This window comes from Pseudescherichia sp. AS216 (assembly GCF_037152055.1).
In the GTDB taxonomy this organism is placed as follows: domain Bacteria; phylum Pseudomonadota; class Gammaproteobacteria; order Enterobacterales; family Enterobacteriaceae; genus Pseudescherichia.
Map to the genome: position 1 here is coordinate 125,669 of NZ_JBBCMV010000001.1, position 19,725 is coordinate 145,393.

Annotated in this window: 20 protein-coding genes; 7 read left to right on the top strand and 13 right to left on the bottom strand. The window is 58.5% G+C overall.

The window, feature by feature from the left end; genetic code table 11:
* Window positions 1-51: 51 nt before the first annotated feature.
* From WFN61_RS00595 to WFN61_RS00615, 5 genes are all read right to left on the bottom strand, one after another.
* Window positions 52-861 (bottom strand): TraB/GumN family protein, encoded by an 810-nt coding sequence (locus WFN61_RS00595; protein WP_312282764.1) that lies wholly within the window; start codon window positions 859-861, stop codon window positions 52-54.
* Between the two features lie 56 nt (window positions 862-917).
* Entirely contained in the window at window positions 918-3,419 is a 2,502-nt protein-coding gene (gene copA / locus WFN61_RS00600; protein ID WP_337037128.1) for a copper-exporting P-type ATPase CopA, read from the bottom strand.
* Window positions 3,420-3,552: 133 nt separating this feature from the next.
* The gene (locus WFN61_RS00605) at window positions 3,553-3,993 is read right to left on the bottom strand and encodes a lysozyme inhibitor LprI family protein (RefSeq protein ID WP_337037130.1); all 441 of its coding nucleotides are present in this window, start codon (window positions 3,991-3,993) and stop codon (window positions 3,553-3,555) included.
* 14 nt (window positions 3,994-4,007) lie between these two features.
* Window positions 4,008-4,475 carry a lysozyme inhibitor LprI family protein gene (locus tag WFN61_RS00610; RefSeq protein ID WP_337037133.1) on the bottom strand — a complete coding sequence of 156 codons (468 nt, stop codon included), beginning with the start codon at window positions 4,473-4,475 and terminating at the stop codon, window positions 4,008-4,010.
* Window positions 4,472-5,389 (bottom strand): peptidoglycan-binding protein, encoded by a 918-nt coding sequence (locus tag WFN61_RS00615; RefSeq protein ID WP_337037135.1) that lies wholly within the window; start codon window positions 5,387-5,389, stop codon window positions 4,472-4,474. Before WFN61_RS00615 ends, WFN61_RS00610 begins: the two co-directional genes overlap by 4 nt.
* 305 nt (window positions 5,390-5,694) lie before the next feature.
* Here WFN61_RS00615 and cueR point away from each other — a divergent pair, with 305 nt between their 5' ends.
* Window positions 5,695-6,111: a Cu(I)-responsive transcriptional regulator gene (cueR, locus tag WFN61_RS00620; RefSeq protein ID WP_144814224.1), complete on the top strand. Its 417-nt coding sequence runs from the start codon at window positions 5,695-5,697 to the stop codon at window positions 6,109-6,111.
* Here the strand turns inward: cueR and WFN61_RS00625 are convergent.
* Genes WFN61_RS00625 through tesA form a run of 5 tightly spaced genes read right to left on the bottom strand, consistent with a single transcriptional unit; the run spans window position 6,108 to window position 9,854 of the window.
* The gene (locus WFN61_RS00625) at window positions 6,108-6,560 is read right to left on the bottom strand and encodes an NfeD family protein (protein WP_337037138.1); all 453 of its coding nucleotides are present in this window, start codon (window positions 6,558-6,560) and stop codon (window positions 6,108-6,110) included. The two genes, cueR and WFN61_RS00625, sit on opposite strands and share 4 nt — an antisense overlap.
* A complete protein-coding gene (locus WFN61_RS00630; protein ID WP_144814218.1) occupies window positions 6,557-7,474 on the bottom strand; it encodes an SPFH domain-containing protein in 918 nt (305 codons plus the stop codon). The genes WFN61_RS00625 and WFN61_RS00630 overlap by 4 nt, the downstream gene beginning before the upstream one ends.
* Window positions 7,475-7,504: 30 nt before the next feature.
* Window positions 7,505-8,359 carry a co-chaperone YbbN gene (locus WFN61_RS00635; protein ID WP_144814214.1) on the bottom strand — a complete coding sequence of 285 codons (855 nt, stop codon included), beginning with the start codon at window positions 8,357-8,359 and terminating at the stop codon, window positions 7,505-7,507.
* 59 nt (window positions 8,360-8,418) lie between these two features.
* Complete coding sequence (locus WFN61_RS00640; protein WP_312175608.1) at window positions 8,419-9,189, bottom strand: SDR family oxidoreductase; 771 nt, start codon at window positions 9,187-9,189, stop codon at window positions 8,419-8,421.
* Between the two features lie 41 nt (window positions 9,190-9,230).
* Window positions 9,231-9,854, bottom strand: a complete 624-nt coding sequence (gene tesA / locus WFN61_RS00645; protein ID WP_337037146.1) for a multifunctional acyl-CoA thioesterase I/protease I/lysophospholipase L1 — start codon at window positions 9,852-9,854, stop codon at window positions 9,231-9,233.
* Between tesA and ybbA the strand changes: the two genes are divergently transcribed.
* The 6 genes from ybbA (at window position 9,825) to WFN61_RS00675 (ending at window position 16,915) form a co-directional block, all read left to right on the top strand.
* Window positions 9,825-10,511: a putative ABC transporter ATP-binding protein YbbA gene (gene ybbA, locus WFN61_RS00650; RefSeq protein WP_144814204.1), complete on the top strand. Its 687-nt coding sequence runs from the start codon at window positions 9,825-9,827 to the stop codon at window positions 10,509-10,511. The two genes, tesA and ybbA, sit on opposite strands and share 30 nt — an antisense overlap.
* The gene (gene ybbP, locus WFN61_RS00655) at window positions 10,508-12,922 is read left to right on the top strand and encodes a putative ABC transporter permease subunit YbbP (protein ID WP_337037147.1); all 2,415 of its coding nucleotides are present in this window, start codon (window positions 10,508-10,510) and stop codon (window positions 12,920-12,922) included. The genes ybbA and ybbP overlap by 4 nt, the downstream gene beginning before the upstream one ends.
* Before the next feature lie 181 nt (window positions 12,923-13,103).
* Window positions 13,104-14,246 carry a porin gene (locus tag WFN61_RS00660; protein ID WP_337037149.1) on the top strand — a complete coding sequence of 381 codons (1,143 nt, stop codon included), beginning with the start codon at window positions 13,104-13,106 and terminating at the stop codon, window positions 14,244-14,246.
* A gap of 186 nt (window positions 14,247-14,432) precedes the next feature.
* Complete coding sequence (locus tag WFN61_RS00665) at window positions 14,433-15,254, top strand: MetQ/NlpA family ABC transporter substrate-binding protein (RefSeq protein WP_222889757.1); 822 nt, start codon at window positions 14,433-14,435, stop codon at window positions 15,252-15,254.
* Window positions 15,247-16,263 carry a virulence-associated ABC transporter ATP-binding protein SfbB gene (gene sfbB, locus WFN61_RS00670; RefSeq protein WP_222889758.1) on the top strand — a complete coding sequence of 339 codons (1,017 nt, stop codon included), beginning with the start codon at window positions 15,247-15,249 and terminating at the stop codon, window positions 16,261-16,263. The genes WFN61_RS00665 and sfbB overlap by 8 nt, the downstream gene beginning before the upstream one ends.
* Window positions 16,256-16,915 (top strand): methionine ABC transporter permease, encoded by a 660-nt coding sequence (locus WFN61_RS00675; RefSeq protein WP_312175618.1) that lies wholly within the window; start codon window positions 16,256-16,258, stop codon window positions 16,913-16,915. The genes sfbB and WFN61_RS00675 overlap by 8 nt, the downstream gene beginning before the upstream one ends.
* On the opposite strand, the gene mnmH is transcribed toward WFN61_RS00675, so the two are convergent.
* From mnmH to purE, 3 genes are all read right to left on the bottom strand, one after another.
* Window positions 16,916-17,989, bottom strand: a complete 1,074-nt coding sequence (mnmH, locus tag WFN61_RS00680) for a tRNA 2-selenouridine(34) synthase MnmH (RefSeq protein WP_337037154.1) — start codon at window positions 17,987-17,989, stop codon at window positions 16,916-16,918.
* A 158-nt stretch (window positions 17,990-18,147) separates the two neighbouring features.
* Complete coding sequence (purK, locus tag WFN61_RS00685) at window positions 18,148-19,215, bottom strand: 5-(carboxyamino)imidazole ribonucleotide synthase (protein ID WP_312175623.1); 1,068 nt, start codon at window positions 19,213-19,215, stop codon at window positions 18,148-18,150.
* On the bottom strand, window positions 19,212-19,721 hold the full coding sequence (gene purE / locus WFN61_RS00690) for a 5-(carboxyamino)imidazole ribonucleotide mutase (RefSeq protein WP_144814179.1): 510 nt from the start codon (window positions 19,719-19,721) through the stop codon (window positions 19,212-19,214). The genes purK and purE overlap by 4 nt, the downstream gene beginning before the upstream one ends.
* Window positions 19,722-19,725: the final 4 nt, after the last annotated feature.

Here is a 19,725-nt window from a genome sequence, read left to right on the forward strand (position 1 = left end):
ACTATCAGCATACGCCTGACGACGTTCGCAAAAATAGTACCATCTTGCCGTTTAGGCGCTAATTTTCTGCCGCAGCAGGGAGGGCAAATTTCCTTCGCCATAGAGGTGCAGCGCACCGGCTGCGACGACATAGTGGCCCGGCGGCAGCGCCAGCAGCCGTTTACACCAGGCCTGGTTACGCTGGTGCATCAGCACGTCGTAGAGCGGCTGGCTAAATGTAGAGGGGAGCGACTGTGACGCCTCGGCAGGGGGACTATTGAGCCACCAGCTCAGCATCACCTGCAGCAGCCTGGCGTTGGTATGCCAGTGGGTGAGGGTATCCAGCAGCAGCGCTTTGCCATCCTCCGGCAGCTGACAGAGCAGGTTTACCTGATCCGCCGTACCCTCCAGCTCGATCACCTGCATCTGCCTGTCATGGGCGGCCTGTAGCATCTGGTAGTCGATACCGTAGTCGGGGCGCAGGCCGAGGCGCTGGGCCTGGGTCGCCTGCAATACCAAAGCGATTTTCCAGGCCGGCTGCTGATCAAAGGTCTCCAGCGGCAGAGAAAGCTCGTTTAGCACACGGGATAGATCGGCCAGCTGGGCGGGATCAAGCCGCTCGGCCAGCGGCGGGCGCGGGGGAAGTTCAGAGAACGGGGAACCGCTGACGGAGACGTCGGCCTCGACGATCAGGGCGTCGGCCTGTTTGAGCTTGCGCAGCAGCCCCTCCGGCAGGGGAGACATGTCGCGGGTGCCCATATGGATGCTGCCAACCAGGTGCAGATAGCGCCCGCCCGGCAGAGTGACGTCCAGCGCGGGCCACGAATAGGTGCGAGTATACAGCGCGCCCAACAGCATTTTTAAACGGCTAAACAGGCCCATAGGCTCTCCCGGCTGAAAAGTGCATGCTAGCGCGAGCCGGGAGAAGGTGCAAATGGCTACTCTTTTGGGGTAAAGCGCAGCAGGCGGTTGGCGTTGCTCACCACCGTAATGGAGGAGAGTGCCATTGCCGCCCCGGCGACCACCGGGTTTAGCAGCGTTCCGGTCAGCGGCCAGAGGATCCCGGCGGCAATCGGAATGCCCAGCGAATTGTAGATAAACGCCCCCACCAGGTTCTGCTTCATGTTGCGCAGCGTAGCGCGGGAGATAGCCAGCGCATCGGCCACGCCCATCAGGCTGTGGCGCATCAGGGTGATGGCGGCGGTCTCAATTGCCACGTCGCTGCCGCCGCCCATGGCGATCCCCACCTCGGCCTGGGCCAACGCCGGGGCGTCGTTGATACCATCGCCCACCATCGCGACCTGACGCCCCTGGCGTTGCAGCGTCTGAATCGCGGCGGCTTTGCCATCCGGCAGCACTCCGGCGATCACCTCGTCAATCCCGGCCTCTTTAGCAATAGCGTTGGCGGTAACGGCGTTGTCACCGGTGAGCATCACCAGACGATAGCCAGCCTGATGCAGGCGCTGCAGTGCCGCCACGCTATCCTCACGCAGCGGATCGCGAATGGCAAACAGCGCTGCCGCCTTGCCGTCCACCGCCAGCAGCACCGGCGTTGCGCCCGTGGCCGCCTGGGTGGCGATATCGCTTTCCAGCGCGGCGGTATCAATACCCTGTTCATTCAGTAAGGCCTGGTTGCCCAACAGCAGGCGGCGACCGTCGCTCTCTCCGCTCAGGCCCAGCCCGCGCAGGGTACGAAAGTTGTTCACCTCAGGCAAAGACTCCGTTCCGGCCTTGTCGATAATGGCGTGGGCTAGCGGATGGCTCGAACCCTGCTCCAGCGCGGCAGCCAGGCTCAGCGCCTGCTGGCTGGAGAGTTCGCTGTAGGTCAGCACGGCGGTAACCTGCGGGCGGCCCTCGGTAAGGGTGCCGGTCTTATCAAACACCAGCGTATCGAGCTGGCTGGCACGCTGTAGCGCATCGGCATCGCGCACCAGCACGCCGAACTCGGCGGCGCGACCGACGCCAGAAATAATCGACATTGGCGTTGCCAGGCCGAGCGCACAGGGGCAGGCGATAATCAGCACCGTGGTGGCGATCACCAGGGTATAGACAATCTGCGGTGCAGGGCCGAAAACGTACCAGATCGCGCCGCTAATCAACGCGATGGCGACCACAACCGGCACGAAGACCGCGGAGATCCTGTCCGCCAGCTGACCGATTTCCGGCTTGCTGCTCTGGGCCTGACGCACCAGACGGACGATGCGCGAGAGGGTAGTGTGGCTACCGGTGCGGCTGGCACGAAACAGCACGCTGCCGTCAGAGACCACCGTCCCGGCGTGGATCGTATCGTCCCGCTGCTTCTGCTGCGGAACGGGTTCGCCGGTCAGCATCGCCTCATCAAGCCAGGCTTCGCCCTGGACAATCTCGCCATCAACCGGAACCCGATCACCGGTGGTCAGGCGCAGGGTCATGCCCGGATGAACCTCGGCAAGGGGAACAATCTCTTCCCCGGCATCGGTCACTACTCTGGCGGTGGGTGGGGTGAGATCGAGCAGGCGCTCCAGCGCTTTCGATGAACGCTGGCGGGCGCGCGCCTCCAGCATATGGCCGAGGTTGATCAGGCCGATGATCATCGCGCTGGCTTCATAGTAGAGATGGCGCGCCTCCATCGGGAACCACGCCGGCCAGAGGTTGACGCTCATCGAGTAGAGCCATGCCGCCCCGGTACCCAGTGCGACCAGCGTGTCCATGGTCGCGGTACGGTTGAGCAGGCTTTTCCACGCGCTGCGGTAGAAGTGGCCCCCGGCAAAGACCATCACCGCAAGGGTGATTAGGCCGATAGCCAGCCACAGGCTGCGGTTGGCATCGGTGACCATCATATTGTCACCCGCCATACCCCAGACCATCACCGGGATACCCACCAGCAGAGCAACAATCGCCTGCCAGCGGAAGCGTTTCATGGTAGCAACGGCGGTCTCCTGCTGGCGTTCGCGGCGGGTGGCGTCGTCGTCAATCGCCTCCGCACCGTAGCCCGCTTTCTCCACCGCGTTAACTAATTCAGCGGCGGAGGCACTGCCCATCACCAGCGCAGAGCGCTCCGCCAGATTGACCCGTGCCTGGGTTACGCCGGGTACCGCCTGCAAGGCTTTCTGCACTCGGGTAACGCAGCTGGCGCAGCTCATGCCACTCAACAACAGCTGCTGGCTGTCGTCGGTGTCATCCGCTGCCGGAAGCTCAGTTTCGGCCGCTGTCAGTGCTTCCGACGGAGGTGATGACTCTGCCAGCGGATCAGCCTTTGGGTGGCTAAGCGTCGCCCCGTATCCGGCCTGTTTAATGGTATCGATCAGCGCATCCGCATCGGCGCTACCGATGACTTCCGCGCGCTCAATGGTCACCTCGGCGCGCTCCACGTCGGGCCGCTGTTCAAGACTCTCTTTCACCCGTTTGACGCAGTGGCCGCAGGAGAGACCCTCCAGCGCCAGTTCAATTGTGTGGGACATCATCATACTCCTGTGCATATAGTAGGATTGTCTGAGCCGGTGTGTTGGCTAACTGTCTATAAGCTTAAACCTTCCATTAAGGGGAAGGTCAAGTAAAAGGGAGTGATAGTGCATTCTGGCTGCGGGTAAACGGCTATGTCTCAGCAGGACTCGGAACGATCATCTTGATTTGATTCACTCTTTGGCTATTGAGATTTATGGTGCAAGCGGTAATGGCGTTCGCAAAACCATGGGTGTTTTGGGTTGCAGTGGTGGCTAATCCGCAATAATCATATCGCCAGGTGAGCCAGTTTTTCTGGTTTTTCTTGAAGAGAGTAAGCATGTTATCTTTTTGCTCTCTGGTGCCCATCCACCACTGATTATAGTCGAAGTTCTCTAGCTCTTTAAGCTTGGCACTATATGCCTCCCTCAGCTTTTCCTCTGATTTGTCAGATATGTCTTCCAGACACTCGCTGTTTTCATCCTTATATTTTTGGATACAGAGGTCTACCTCATGGTTGTTTATTATGCTTTGGGAAAAGGAAACCTGGGGTGTAAGAAGTAACGATATAAATAGTCTCTTATATTTTTTCATTATGCGCCCCGTTTTTACCTGGCCGAATCAACAGAGAACATATTTATCTCAGCGACCCTTTTACGGTTCATGTTTATAAAACAGCTTGATAACGTATCACCGTATCCATGCGTGTTTTCATAGGGTGCTGCTGCTGATTTACAGTAGGTGAGTTTGTACTGCTCCCATGCTTTCTGGCTGTTAGCAAAGTTTACGCTCATGGTTTTCCGCTGATCCTCACTCCCCATCCACCATTGCGAATAATTAGCTGATTCTATTTCTTTAAGCTTGTTTCTAAAGCTATCCTGTAAGGTGTTATCTGAGTTTTGTATCAATTTATCAGAACAATCATAGCTTTCCTCATCTGGTTTGGCGGCGCACTTCTCCACGTCCTGATTGGATAATAGGTCGTCATGAGGGATGTCTTTAGCCAGTGCCTCCCAGCGTGCTGACGATATGGCAACAACCAGCATGGATAATATTATGATTTTATGTTTTCTCATCGCAGGTATAATCTCCTTGTGTTATCTCTTTCGTTTTCACCATGATAAGGGTCGTTGTTGAGGTATTCTATAATATCAGACCTGCTTCCGCCTTTAGCCATTATCTGAACCATTTTAGGAGCGCTTTTATTTCCTTGATAAATAGTATCCACAAAAACCTCTTTTATTCTTGAGTCTAGTGCACTCCAACTTATTGGGTTGGCAATACTTTTTGATTGACGAGAGTAGACACCTTTTGCAAATTCACACTTTTCTCTATACGCAATTTCAAATAGTCTTACCTGTTGTAAATGCGAAATTTCTCCCACTAATGGGCCATAGCCTTTAATAAAATTCATTACTGCTTTAAGCCCCACCAAGCCACTTGCTTTTGAACAAATTACCGCTTTATATTCCTCTATGCCGCCCTGCCTAAGTTCGGTAAGGATCTGCCCTGGGCTACGTTTTTTCATATCATACCCACGCCCAAGAGTGACACCTGAATTTTTACCCGGCCAGTATAATATTCTTGAGAAATGCGGCATATTTTCCGGCTGTCTGAATGGTTCAACGGCAGTGAGGTAATCTACGCCTTCAGCATCAAACGTAATCTGCCCCATACGGACATGCAGTGGCCCGATATCGCGGGGTCGCCAGTGTGGGGCCATCGCCTTGCTGAACATTGAAAAAAACCAGGTTTGTTGCGGATGAACCAAACCGGACGGTGACATGTTCAGCAAGCGCTGATACCAGATAATCGCCGAATTGGTTTCTGGATCGCAGTTTCCAGTAGCGCGAAGATGATTTCCATAAATGTGATTGTAACCTGCATTAATCATCATTTTCTGTAGCGTTTTCACTTCTTCCGGCGTGTTAACGCCAAAAGTGCCAATTGAGCCCTTAGGCCTGAAAATTCGAGGAGAATGGTAAATCATTATATTATCCCTTAAGCTTTCCACATAGTAATTCGTGAAATATTCCTTAGCTTTTACAGCTTCGTTTAATAACGCCGTCTGCCGATAGATACTGGTTAGCGAGAAAACAATGCTTATTTTGGAGAGCGGCAATAAACAGGCTATGCCTCTGTTTGATAGGTTAATTTGACTTAAGTCAAATAAGCCTCCGAACTATTAGCCTGCACGCATTTTTCGGACACCTAAAAGAGGTTGACCTTTAAGCAGAGAGTGAATAGCGTGGAGGAACGTAAACCTTCCATTAAGGGGAAGGTCAGGGGGCAACCATGAACATCAGCGATGTAGCAAAAAAGACAGGTTTAACCAGCAAGGCGATCCGCTTTTATGAAGAGAAGGGGCTGGTGACGCCGCCGCTGCGCAGCGAAAACGGCTATCGCAGCTACACGCAGCAGCATCTGGATGAGCTGACCCTGCTACGCCAGGCGCGGCTGGTGGGGTTTAATCTGGAGGAGTGCGGCGAGCTGGTCACCCTGTTTAACGATCCGGCCCGACACAGCGCCGACGTGAAAGCCTATACCTTACAAAAGGTGGCGGAGATTGAGCGCCACATCGTCGAGCTACAGGCGATGCGCGACCAGCTGCTGGATTTAGCGAACGCCTGTCCGGGCGACGACAGTGCCGACTGCCCGATTATCGATAACCTCTCCGGCTGCTGCCATCGGCATTCGGCTAAGGAGAGCTAGCGCGCTTTGATGCGCAGGGTGATGCCCTCAACCGCTACCACTTCCACCGGCGTCCCGGCGGGCAGATCGTCGTCGGCGCTCACCGGCCAGGTGCTGTCGCCGACGCGCATATGACCGCGGCCGTTGACCAGAGCCGCGTCGAGGGTAAAGTGTTTGCCCACCAGCTGAACACCGCGCTGGTTAAGCGCCGCGTCGGCGGGCTTCTGCTCGCGCACCCGGCGGGCCAGCCAGCGCCACCACAGCCATGCTGCCAGCAGGGTGAGCAGGGCAAACAGCGCCCCTTGCCACTCCCAGCCGAACGGCAGCAGCCAGACCAGCAAACCTGTTACCACCGCCGCCACGCCGCTCCACAGCAGATAGCCGTTGCCGCCCAGCATCTCGGCTGCCAGCAACAGGCCGCCGAGGCTTAGCCAGAGGAGGTGAGGGTGCTGAAGCAGGCTGTCGATCATACGCTTTTCCGTTCGCTGGCGCTCTCTTTCACCAGCTCGGCGATCCCAGCGATAGAACCCATCAGACTGCTGGCCTCCAGCGGCATCAGTACCACTTTGCTGTTGGTCGATGAGCCAATGTGCTGTAGCGCCTCGGTGTATTTTTGCGCGATAAAATAGTTCACCGCCTGAATATCCCCGGCGGCAATCGCCTCGGAAACCATCTGGGTCGCACGGGCTTCCGCCTCTGCCGAACGCTCACGCGCTTCGGCCTGCAAAAACGCCGACTGCCGCTCACCTTCAGCCTTGAGGATCTTCGACTGCTTCTCCCCTTCGGCTTTAACAATCTGCGCCTGGCGGATCCCTTCCGCTTCCAGAATGTAGGCGCGCTTGGTTCGCTCGGCCTTCATCTGGGCGTTCATGGAGGAGATAAGCTCGGCAGGCGGGCGCACGTCGCGGATCTCAATGCGCGTCACCTTGATACCCCAGGGGTTGGTCGCCTCATCAACGATGTGCAGCAGACGAGTGTTGATGTTATCGCGCTGGGAGAGCATCTCGTCCAGCTCCATCGACCCTAAAACGGTACGGATGTTGGTCATCGTCAGGTTGATGATGGCCAGCTCGAGATTGCTCACCTCGTAGGCCGCTTTCGGGGCGTCGATTACCTGGATAAAGCACACCGCATCGATGGTGACGTTGGCGTTATCCTTGGAGATCACCTCCTGTGAAGGGATATCCAACACCTGTTCCATCATATTGATTTTGCGGCCAATCCGATCCATAAACGGCACAACCAGGCTCAGGCCTGGCTGTAACGATTTGGTATAACGCCCGAAGCGTTCCACGGTCCATTGATAGCCCTGCGGCACAATCTTCACGCCTGCGCCGACAATCACCAGCGCGACGAAAATAAGTACCGGGATCACGATAAGCATTTACACCCTCCCTGCCGCCATAGCGGTTAATCAATAAAGCAGTGAATAGAGCTTGCGGCGATAGGACGTGGCCAGCGCGTCCCCAGTACCCAGCGCGGCAAGGATCTCCTGCAGCATCTTACGCGCTTCGCCGTTGGCAGCGGAGAGATCTTTACGCAGGTGGCTAAACAGCAGCTCCAGCGCCTCTTCGTTACGTCCAACCTGATGCAGCTGCAGCGCCAGCTGCGTCGCCAGCTCGGCATTCTCCGGGGAGAGTTCGACCTGCTGTTGCAGGAGCTGGATCTCCGGGGTGTCAGCGGCTTTTTTCAGCAGCTCGATCTGCGCCACGAGGCCCTGATAGCGGGTATCCTGATCCTGCAGCGGAATGGTTTTCAGCACCGCTTCCGCTTCGTCGGCGCGGTTAAGGACGATCAGCGTCTCGGCCAGCAGCAGACCAAACTCTCCGTTCTGATTCGACAGTTGCCAGGCCTCTTTCGCCAGCGGCAGCGCCTCGGCATAGTTGCCTTCCTGAATCAGCGTCATCGCCTGCTGGGCTTTCAGCTCCTCGGGGCGGGGCAGAACCTTCTCCAGCAGGGCGCGGATCGCCTCTTCCGGCTGCGGGCCCTGGAAGCCGTCCACCGGCTGGCCGTTCTGGAACAGATAGACGGTCGGGATCGCCCGCAGGCCAAACTGCGAAGCCACCATCTGCTCGGCGTCGCAGTCTACCTTCGCCAGAATAAACTGCCCGCTATACTGCGCGGCCAGCGACTCCAGCACCGGGGTCAGTTGCAGGCAGTGCTGGCTGCGTTCGGACCAGAAGTAGAAGAGCACCGGAATCTTGACCGACTGCTCTAGCGTCTGTTGGAGGTTCGCTTCGGTAATAGTGACAATATTCTGTACGGACATGGCTAATTCTCTGTTTTCACGTTTATCTTTACATGGGGTTGAGAGGCGGGGCCTTCAACTCATCCGCGCAAAATTTTATCCATCGCCCGCCCCGGCAGCAGACGCTTCAACCAGCAGACGGCATGGGTGACCAGCGTCACCGGATAGCGCAGCCTTGGACGCTTGCTCTCAAAAGCATGGCGCACTTTTGCCACCACCGCCTCCGGGCCGAGGGTAAACCGTGCGGCAATGCCAGGATTTTCTACCGGGTGATCCTGCTGGGTTTGATTGACGTTTTTGGTAAAGCGCGTGCGGATGGGGCCCGGTTCGATCAGGCTCACCTGAATGCCGCTGTGGCGCAGCTCCATGCGCAGAGCATCCGACCATGCCTCAAGGGCATATTTACTCGCCGCATAGGCTCCGCGGCCCGCCGTTGAGATCAGCCCCATCACCGAGGAGGTCATGACAATTCGCCCCTCGCCGTGGGGGATCATCGCCGGCAGCAGGCGGACGGTCAGCTGATGTGCGCCAAAGAAGTTGGTGGAGAACTGCTGCTCCATCTGTTGGCGGCTGATGGTGGCCAGCGGGCCGTAGACCCCGTAGCCCGCGTTATTAAAGATGCCGTAGAGGCGGTTGTCGGTCCGCGCGATAATCTCATCGGCGGCGCGATCGACGCTCTCCGGTGAGTCGAGATCCAGCAGGATGCCGGTAAAGCCCATCCCGTTCATGCGTGAGACGTCATCAGGCTTGCGGCAGGCGGCGAGGATATGAAAACCCTGGCGCTTTAGCTCTACCGCTGCTTCCAGACCGATTCCGCTGGAACATCCTGTTATTAAGACCGATTTTTGCATAACTTTACCCGTAGGCGTCCCCAATTATTTATGAGTCATGGTTAACTGTCGTGGTTAACTAAAGGCGCGAGGCGCGTGGCCATCCAGTCGGCGATAAACGGCTGGGCATCCAGATTAGGGTGAATGCCATCGTCCTGCATCCACTGTGGCTTGAGGTAGACCTCCTCCATAAAGAAGGGGAGCAGCGGCACGTTAAACTCTTTCGCCAGCGCAGGGTAGATGGCACTGAAAGTCTCGGTATAGCGACGGCCAAAGTTGGGCGGCAGGCGGATCTGCATCAGCAGCGGCTGCACGTTGGCGTCCTTAATGTTCTGTAATATTTTACGCAGGGTCTGCTCAGTCTGCTGGGGTGCAAAGCCCCGCAGGCCGTCGTTGCCCCCGAGTTCCACCAGCACCCAGCGCGGCTGATGCTGTTTCAGCAGCGCGGGCAGGCGAGAAAGCCCCTGCTGCGAAGTATCGCCGCTTATACTGGCATTAACCACCGACGGCGTCTGCTGCCACTTAGCGTTAAGCAGCGCAGGCCATGCCGAATTGGCCGCCATACGGTACCCGGCGCTCAGGCTGTCACCGAGAACCAACAGCGTGTCAGCGGCTGCGGCACGGAAGGTAAACAGAAGCATAAACAGGAAGGGCAAATGCCAGCGGAAAACATTGTTGAAGTTCATTATCTTAAGAAGTCCGTCGGTCAGGGGGAACATGAGCTTTCCATCCTCACCGGAGTTGAGCTGGTTGTCAAACCGGCGCAGACGATTGCCCTGATCGGCGAGTCGGGTTCCGGCAAGTCCACTCTGCTGGCGATCCTCGCCGGGCTGGACGACGGCAGCAGCGGCGAGGTCAACCTGCTGGGTCAGCCTCTGCACAACATGGATGAAGAGGCGCGGGCGGCGCTGCGGGCGCAAAACGTCGGCTTTGTCTTCCAGTCTTTTATGCTGATCCCCACCCTAAACGCGCTGGAGAACGTCGAGCTACCGGCGCTGCTGCGCGGTGAGAACGGTCGCCAGAGCCGTGAGAACGCCAAAACGCTGCTGACCGAGCTTGGTCTTGGTAAGCGACTGGATCATCTTCCCGCCCAGCTCTCCGGCGGCGAGCAGCAGCGCGTGGCGCTGGCCCGCGCCTTCAACGGTCGCCCCGGCGTGCTGTTTGCCGATGAGCCCACCGGCAACCTCGATCGCCAGACCGGAGATAAGATCGCCGATCTGCTCTTCTCGATGAACCAGCAGTATGGCACCACGCTGATTCTGGTCACGCACGATCCGCAGCTGGCGGCCCGCTGCGACCGTCGTCTGCGGCTGGTCAACGGCGAACTGCGGGAGGAAGCATGATTGCCCGCTGGTTCTGGCGCGAATGGCGTTCGCCGTCGCTGCTGATCGTCTGGCTCGCCCTCAGCCTGGCCGTGGCCTGTGTGCTGGCGCTGGGCAACATCAGCGATCGCATGGAGAAGGGCCTGAGTCAGCAGAGCCGCGACTTTATGGCGGGCGATCGGGCGTTGCGCAGCTCGCGCGAAATTCCCCCGGCGTGGCTGGAGGAGGCGCGCAAGCGAGGTCTGAAGGTGGGAGAGCAGCTTACCTTCGCAACCATGACCTTTGCTGGCGATACGCCGCAGCTGGCTAACGTCAAGGCGGTGGACGCTGTTTATCCCATGTACGGCGAGCTGCAAACCAATCCGCCGGGCCTCAAGCCGCAACAGGGAACGGTGCTGCTCGCCCCGCGCCTGATGGCACTGCTGGAGCTAAAAACCGGCGACTATATTGACGTGGGCGATGCCCGGCTGCGGATTGCGGGCGAGGTGGTGCAGGAGCCGGACGCCGGGTTTAACCCCTTCCAGATGGCTCCCCGCCTGATGATGAACATTGCCGACGTGGCGGCGACCGACGCGGTCCAGCCCGGCAGTCGCGTGATGTGGCGCATTAAGTTTGGCGGCACGCCGCAGCAGCTTGAAGATTATGAAAAATGGCTCCTGCCGCAGCTTAAGCCGGAGCAGCGCTGGTATGGCCTGGAGCAGGACGAGGGCGCACTGGGGAAATCGCTTGAGCGCTCGCAGCAGTTCCTGCTGCTTTCGGCCCTGCTGACCCTGCTGCTGGCGATCGCCGCCGTGGCGGTGGCGATGAATCACTACTGCCGAAGCCGCTACGATCTGGTGGCGATCCTGAAAACGCTGGGGGCAGGGCGCGCCCAGCTGCAAAGGCTGATTGTCGGCCAGTGGCTGCTGGTGCTGGCCCTTGCCACCGTCACCGGAGGAGCTATCGGCCTGCTGTTTGAGCAGGTGCTAATGATCCTTCTCAAGCCGGTGCTGCCCGCTGCGCTGCCGCCTGCCAGCCTCTGGCCGTGGCTATGGGCGACGGGAGCGATGCTGGTCATCTCCCTGCTGGTGGGGCTGCGGCCCTATCGTCTGCTGCTGGCGACCGCGCCGATTCGCGTCCTGCGTCGTGATGCGGTGGCTAACGTCTGGCCCCTTAAGCTCTATCTGCCGATTGTTGCCGCCGTGGCGATTGCGCTGCTGGCCTGGCTGATGGGCGGCAGTATGCTGCTGTGGGCCGTATTGGCGGGCGCGGTGGTGCTGGCTCTGCTCTGCGGGCTGGTGGGCTGGATGCTGCTCAACGTCCTCAAGCGGCTGACCCTAAAGTCGCTGGCGCTGCGGCTGGCGGTCAACCGGCTGCTGCGTCAGCCCTGGTCGACCCTAAGCCAGCTCTCAGCGTTCTCTCTGTCGTTCATGCTGCTGGCGATGCTGCTGGTGCTGCGTGGCGATCTGCTCGATCGCTGGCAGCAGCAGCTGCCTGCCGAAAGTCCCAACTACTTCCTGATCAATATCGCTCCCGAGCAGGTGACGCCGCTGAAGAGGTTTCTTGCCGAGCACCAGATCGTTCCGGAGTCGTTCTATCCCATCGTGCGGGCGCGCCTGACCCAGATTAACGGCCAGACCACCGAGGGGAACACGGACGAGGCGCTGAACCGGGAGCTGAACCTCACCTGGCAGGCGACTCAGCCGGATCACAATCCGCTCACCGCAGGCAGCTGGCCGCCGAAGGCGGGAGAGGTATCAATGGAGCAGGGGCTGGCGGAGCGACTCAATATTCGCCTGGGAGATAGCGTCACCTTTATGGGCGATACCCAGGACTTCACGGCCAAAGTGACCAGCCTGCGTAAGGTGGACTGGGAGAGCCTGCGGCCGAACTTCTTCTTCATCTTCCCGCCCGGCGCGCTGGATAACCAGCCCCAGAGCTGGCTGACCAGCTTCCGCTGGGAGAACGGCAACGGCATGCTGACCCAGCTTAACCGGGCGTTTCCCACGGTGAGCCTGCTGGATATCGGGGCGATCTTAAAGCAGGTCGGCCAGGTACTGGGGCAGGTGAGCCGGGCGCTGGAGGTGATGGTGGTACTGGTAACGCTCTGCGGCATTCTGCTGCTGCTGGCTCAGGTGCAGGTTGGCATGCGCCAGCGGCATCAGGAGCTGGTAGTCTACCGTACGCTGGGGGCGAGCAAACGTCTGCTACGCACGACGCTGTGGTGCGAGTTTGCGCTGCTGGGCTTTGTCGCCGGGCTGGTAGCGGCCATCGGCGCGGAGACGGCGCTGGCGGTATTGCAGACGCGGGTGTTTGATTTCCCGTGGCAGCCCGACTGGCGGCTGTGGCTGACGTTACCGCTCTGCGGCGCGCTGCTGCTCTCGATCTGCGGCGGCTGGCTGGGCACCCGGTTACTGAAAGGGAAAGCGTTGTTCCGCCAGTTTGCCGGGTAATTTACTCTTTTATGCGCGCCGTGATTTATTCCGGTGCGCAACTTTTTCCCCCTATAATTATTCATCAACTTGATGTTTTAGCAGCACAAAACCGCAAAAAAGCCACAACACCCCTACGTTAATAAACGATATTATTTGCTTGCTAAATAGTTAGCTGTCTATTCATCAAGGAAATAGTCTCATGGCTATAAAAATAAAAGCGCTGGCAATCACGATCGGCGCAGCAGTGGCAGTAACCTCTTTTACTACTCAGGCAGAGATTACACTCTTAAAGCAGGACCCGGCAGCAGGTGATGCGCTGAGCCGCCTCAATTTTACCGTGGGCGGCAGCATTCGTCCCCAGTTCAACAGCATGACCGGCGATGGCGATAAAGGCTCTTACAAACGTAACGGTTTTGACGGCGGTACGCGTTTCCGTTTCGCGGCTGATTACTACCTGTTTGATGACATCAACTGGATCAACTACTACGAAGTGGGCGTTAATATTCCGGCCGTTTTTGACTGGGATAATCACTATGCCAAAGGGGCAGATGATACCAGCCGCCGAATGCTCTATACCGGCTTTAAAAGTAAAACCTGGGGCGTGCTGACCTTTGGCCAGCAGAACAGCGTTTACTACGACGTGATCGGGGCCAAAACCGATATCTGGGATTACGACATGATTGGCCAGGCGCCGGGCAACGGTATCAACGGCGATTATGATGGCTCCTACCGTTCACGCAAAATGCTGAAGTATAAGAAGACCGTGGGCGATGCGGATATCTACGCCTCTTATCTGTTTAACGACAACTATAACCCGATGAACGGCCTGCGCTATGAGCGCACCGGCGGCGGCGCGCTGGGTCTCGACTATCGTCTGACCTCCGAACTCACCTGGGGTACGGCATGGAACTACACGCGGGCAAAAATCTACAATCCGCATAACAGCGACAGCAAAACCTGGGATCAAAACATCGTCGGTACGGCGCTAAGCTGGTCGCCGGATCGCTGGACCCTCTCCGTGGGTGGCGGCTGGTATCAGAACTTTATGACCACTAAAAAAGTCTCTATCGACCACTACTTCGCCGGTGATGCGTGGGGGATTGAGTACTTCGCGGGTTACAAAATCCCGGTGGGCCAGTATGCGCTTAAATCTGTCCAGCCCTACGTGATGGGCGATCGTATTGAATACCTGAATGGCCGCGACTACCTGCGCACCGATAACGGGGTTGGGGTTACCTTCCAGCTGGATTACGGTTTCCGCGTTGATTACGAGCATGTCTTTACCTCTAGCACTGACGATCTGGGTGATATGAACCTGGTGCGTCTGCGTTACGACTTCTAATAAGCGTCTTGTCCCCGGCGGCGCGTGCGTTTGCCGGGGTACGGCTATCTATATGAAATTTTTTCAATTACCGCCGGGCCGGGTTTATGCCATCTTAACGATCTGCGTTATGCATAAATTGTCAAAAAAGCGCGCTGCTTAGTCCGGCGCGTCATACAGCAAACACAATACACTTTGGGAGAATCTATGGGACGTCGTCTCAGCTTTCGTGCCAGCGTTGCTGCACTGCTCTTGGCCTGTGGTCTACCGTTTGCCCACGCCAGCGATCCGCACACCATCACCTTCGGCGTCGCGCCGGGTCCCTACGGCGATATGGTCAAACAGGCTATTGCCCCTTCGCTGAAGGAGAAGGGCTATAAGGTCGTGGTGCGCGAGTTTAGCGACTACGTTCAGCCGAACATGGCGCTCTCTAACGGCAGCATCGATGCCAACCTGTTCCAGCACTCGCTCTATTTAGACAAGTTCGCTGCCGATAAAGGGCTGAAGCTCACGAAGCTGATTGTCGTTCCCACGGCGGGCATGGGCCTCTACTCCCACAAGGTTACCAGCGTCGATCAGCTGAAGAAGGGCGATATCGTTACCCTGTCCAACGATCCCACTAACCTGGCGCGCGGCCTGCGTTTCCTTCAGGCGATGCAGCTGATTACCATCAAAGAGAATATCGATCCAACCAAAGCCTCCGAGCGCGATATTGCCAGCAACCCGAAGGGGCTGGTGTTTAAACCGCTGGAAGCAGCGCAGCTGCCGCGTACGCTGGATAGCGCCAGCGCCGCGCTGGTAAACGGTAACTTTGCTATTGCCGCTGGCCTGAAGCTCTCTTCCGCCCTGAAGCAGGAGCAGCTGGACGAGAACCTGAAAAACGTTATCGCGGTGCGCACCGAAGATGCCGATAAGCCGTTCGCCAAAGACATTGTGGCTGCGGTGCAGTCTCCGGCCTACCGGGCGGTGATTGACGATCCGAAGAACATCTTCAACGCCTTCCAGAAACCAGAGTGGATGCATGATTGAGCTAAATAACGTCTGCGTTGATTTTCCCGCAGGCAAGGGGCCCACGACCCGGGCGGTGGACGATGTCAGCCTGCACATTACGGCAGGGGAGATTTTTGGCATCGTTGGCACCAGCGGCGCAGGGAAAAGTACCCTGCTGCGCACCCTGAATGCCCTCCAGCGCCCGAGTCAGGGCGAGGTGAAGGTCAACGGCGTGGCAATCTCGGCGCTGGAAGGTATCACGCTGCGCAAGGCACGGCAGCGCATCGGCATGATCTTCCAGCACTTTAATCTAATGCACACCCGCACCGTGGCGCAGAACGTGGCGTTCAGCCTGAAGGCTGCGGGCTGGGCCAGCGGTGAGATTGCGCCCCGGGTTAAAGAGATCCTGGAGCTGGTGGGCCTTGCCGATAAAGCAGGCCGCTTTCCGGCGCAGCTGAGCGGTGGGCAGAAGCAGCGGGTGGGTATCGCCCGCGCGATTGCTAATCATCCTGACGTGCTGCTCTGCGACGAGCCGACCTCGGCGCTGGATCTGGAGACCTCCGCGACGATCCTCGCCCTGCTGAAAGAGATCAACGTCCGGTTAGGGATCACCATCGTACTGATCACCCATGAGATGAACGTGATCAAATCGATCTGCGACCGGGTGGCAGTGATGTCCGCCGGCAAGGTGGTTGAGCTGGGCGAGGTGTTTGATATCTTCGCCCACCCGCAGCACCCCTTTACCCAGCAGCTGGTCTCACACACCTTGAATCTGACTCTGCCAGAGCGGCTGCAGCGGGATCTGCCGGGGCAGCTGGTGAAAATTCTGTTCATCGGCGATTCCGCCGAGCAGCCAGTGCTCTCTGAGGTGGCAGTGATGTATGGCGTGGCGGTGAATATTCTGCATGGCAAAATTGAGTATCTTGGCGAGCGGGCGCTGGGGATCCTGGTGGTTCGCTTAACCGCCGCCGATAACCCGGCTGCAGTCGACGCCGCCGTCGACCATATCCGTCAGCGTACAGCCCAGGTGGAGGTGCTTCGTGGATGATTTACTGGCCGATCTGAGCCTGGCCTTTGGCGAAACTTTCCAGATGCTGAGCATCTCAACGGTGCTGGCTATCGTCGGCGGTCTGCCGCTTGGCTTTCTGATCTTCGTCACCGATCGGCACCTCTTCTGGCAGAACCGCACGGTGTATCTCATTAGCTCCGTGCTGGTGAATATTATCCGCTCCGTGCCTTTTGTGATCCTGCTGGTGCTGCTCCTGCCGCTCACGCAGTTCCTGCTTGGCAATACCATCGGGCCGATTGCGGCCTCGGTGCCGCTCTCGGTTGCCGCCATCGCTTTCTATGCCCGGCTGGTAGACAGCGCGTTGCGCGAGGTGGATAAAGGGATCATTGAGGCCGCCGAAGCTTTTGGTGCCAGCCCGCTGCGTATCATCTGCACCGTGCTGCTGCCGGAGGCCAGCGCGGGTCTGCTGCGTGGTTTGACTATCACTCTGGTAAGCCTGATCGGCTACTCCGCGATGGCGGGGATCGTCGGCGGCGGCGGGGTAGGGGATCTGGCGATCCGCTACGGCTACTACCGCTATGAGACGCAGGTGATGGTGGTCACCGTCGTGGCGCTGATCATTCTGGTGCAGGTTGTCCAGGTGTTGGGGGACTGGCTGGCGAAGCGCGCCGACAAGCGAGGCCACCGCTGACTAACCGTTTTGCAACCAGCCGTTGACCTCCTGCCACGAGCCGCGAAAGACAATCTTCGCGGCTCTCTTTTCTAACTGATAGCGGTACATGGGATCGTAATACTCCTTCAGTAACGGCACCAGCCAGGCATCATGGCCGCAGGTATCGCCGCGCTGCTGCTGGATCGCCAGAGCGGTATCAAGGTGCGCGCTGAGTTCGGCAAAACGCTGCAATCCCAGACGGCGACGAATGGCGAACAGTCCGTGGTGCAGGTATTCCGCATAGGTCCGCCAGCCCGCCTCCTCGCCATGCGCTGCGGTAAAATCGCGCTGCATACGCACAAAGTAGTCGTGATGCAGACGCGCCACGCGCAGGTCAAACGGATCGTCCACCACTGCGACAGGCGACTCCACCATGCGAGCATACAGGCATCCCGGCAAATGGTTGCCGCCGATCGTTCGGCCTTCATCTTCCAGCACCAGGCGCGCCGCGTCGCGTTTAAGCAGTTCTACCGCCAGCGCGTTTTCAAAGCTTGCCTGCGAAAGCTGTGGCTGCAGCGTGCGACCAAATGACGATCCACGATGGTGAGCCAGATTTTCCAGATCGATGCCGTCAGGATGCTGGCGCACCAGATCGGTTTTACCGCTGCCGGTGCAGCCGCCGATCAGGATCAGCGGACGCTGGACGCGCTGCTCCGTCGCGGTTATTGCCGCCTGACGTAGTGTCTTATAGCCGCCGCGAATTAACGGATAGTCAATGCCTGCCTCGCGCAGCCACTGTTGTGTGATATGCGAACGTTGGCCACCACGGGCGCAACACAGATAGCCGTCGGGATGATGCAGGCAGGCATTACGCCATGATTGAATGCGCTGTTCACGCGTGATGCCAGACACCAGTTGATGCCCGAGCTTTAACGCGGCCTCAGGGCCGTGGCGTTTATAGCAGGTACCGACCGCCGCACGCTCTTCGTCGTTCATCAATGGGAGATTGATCGCCGACGGCATTGCGCCTTGGGCAAATTCAACCGGGGCACGCACATCCAGCAGGGGGGTATCAGCGGTGAGGATCGCGCAATAATCCATGCCTTCGCTCATGAGACTTCCTTCTGCACATCAAAGAGCAACGTTGTACGTCAGATCGCGCTATTTTACGCGCCCATTTGTGCGGTGGAAGCAAAAAAAAGTACGAGGAGCGGTACGACCGGGCTGCACTTGCGCTTACCCGGCGTACATGACAAAAAATGCGGATACGCTTAACCGAGCTTCGCACACGCCCATGCGATACCGCTGGCATACTCCGGCGGTAATAGCGGGACGATCGCTTCCAGGGTTGCGCTCAGGCGGTCGGTATCGCTGTCGTTGAGATTCAGGTGTCCCACTTTACGGCCAGCGCGCACCTCTTTGTCGTACCAGTGCAGATGCACCAGCGGCAGCTTCAACCAGTCGTAGTTGAGATCGCTGCCAATCAGGTTGATCATCACCGACGGGGCATTGACCACCGGCTTCGGCAGCGGCAGGTCGGTAATCGCGCGCAGGTGCAGTTCAAACTGGCTGATCGACGCGCCATTTTGCGTCCAGTGGCCGCTGTTGTGTACGCGCGGAGCCAGCTCGTTAATCAGCAGGCCGCCAGGGGTCACAAAGCACTCCATCGCCATCACACCGACGTAGCCCAGCTCTGCCATGATCGCGCCCAGCATCGCTTCGGCCTGTGCCTGTTGCTCAGCGTCGGCCAGCGGGAAAGCGACGCTGGTGCGCAGGATCCCGTCCTGATGCAGGTTATGGGTCAGAGGATAGAACACGGTGCTGCCGTCGTGGCCGCGTGCGCCAACCAGCGACACTTCGCCGCTAAAGTTAATCCCCTGCTCGACGATGCACTCCCCGTAACACTCCGCTGGCAGCGCCTCGGTTTCACCGGCGCGCAGACGCCACTGGCCGCGGCCGTCATAGCCGCCGACCCGGCGCTTAACAATCGCCAGCTCACCCAGGGAGTCAAACACCGCTGGCCACTCGTCGGCGCTGGCCAGCAGCTGCCACGGCGCGGTCGCCAGTGAGAGACGGTCAAAGAGCTGCTTTTGGGTAAGGCGGTCGGCAATAATCGGAAAGACGTCGCGATTAACAAACGCCGGATGACGTGCCAGCTCGCGGGTCAACGCCGTTTCCGGCCAGCGCTCAATCTCAGCGGTGATCACGCTCTGCGCAAAGGGTACAGCTTCCGGCTCGTCGTCCAGCCCCACTGGCCAGACGGCGATGCCTAGCGGCTCACCCGCCTGACGCAGCATTCGGCCTAGCTGGCCGTTACCGAGAACGCATACCTGCTTCATGCCGCACCTCGCGGATCCGGATTATCCAGCACGTCGTCGGTCTGGGCTGTACGCCACTCCGCCAGACGCTGATGCAGATCCCGGTCGTGGGTAGCAAGGATCTGCGCTGCCAGCAGCGCCGCGTTGGCGGCTCCGGCTTTACCAATTGCCAGGGTTCCGACGGGAATACCGCGCGGCATCTGAACGATAGAGTAGAGGCTATCGACGCCGCTGAGCGCCGCGCTCTGCACCGGAACACCCAGCACCGGCACCAGGGTTTTGGCTGCGATCATGCCCGGCAGATGCGCCGCGCCGCCTGCACCAGCAATAATCACCTGATAGCCATTCTGCTCTGCGCCTTCGGCGAAGCTGAACAGTTTATCCGGGGTGCGGTGGGCAGAAACGACTTCAACATGGTAGGGAACATGCAGGATATCGAGGACTTCAGCGGCGAACTGCATGGTTGCCCAGTCACTTTTGGACCCCATCACGATGGCGATACGTACCGGATTATTGCTCGAAGACATGCGT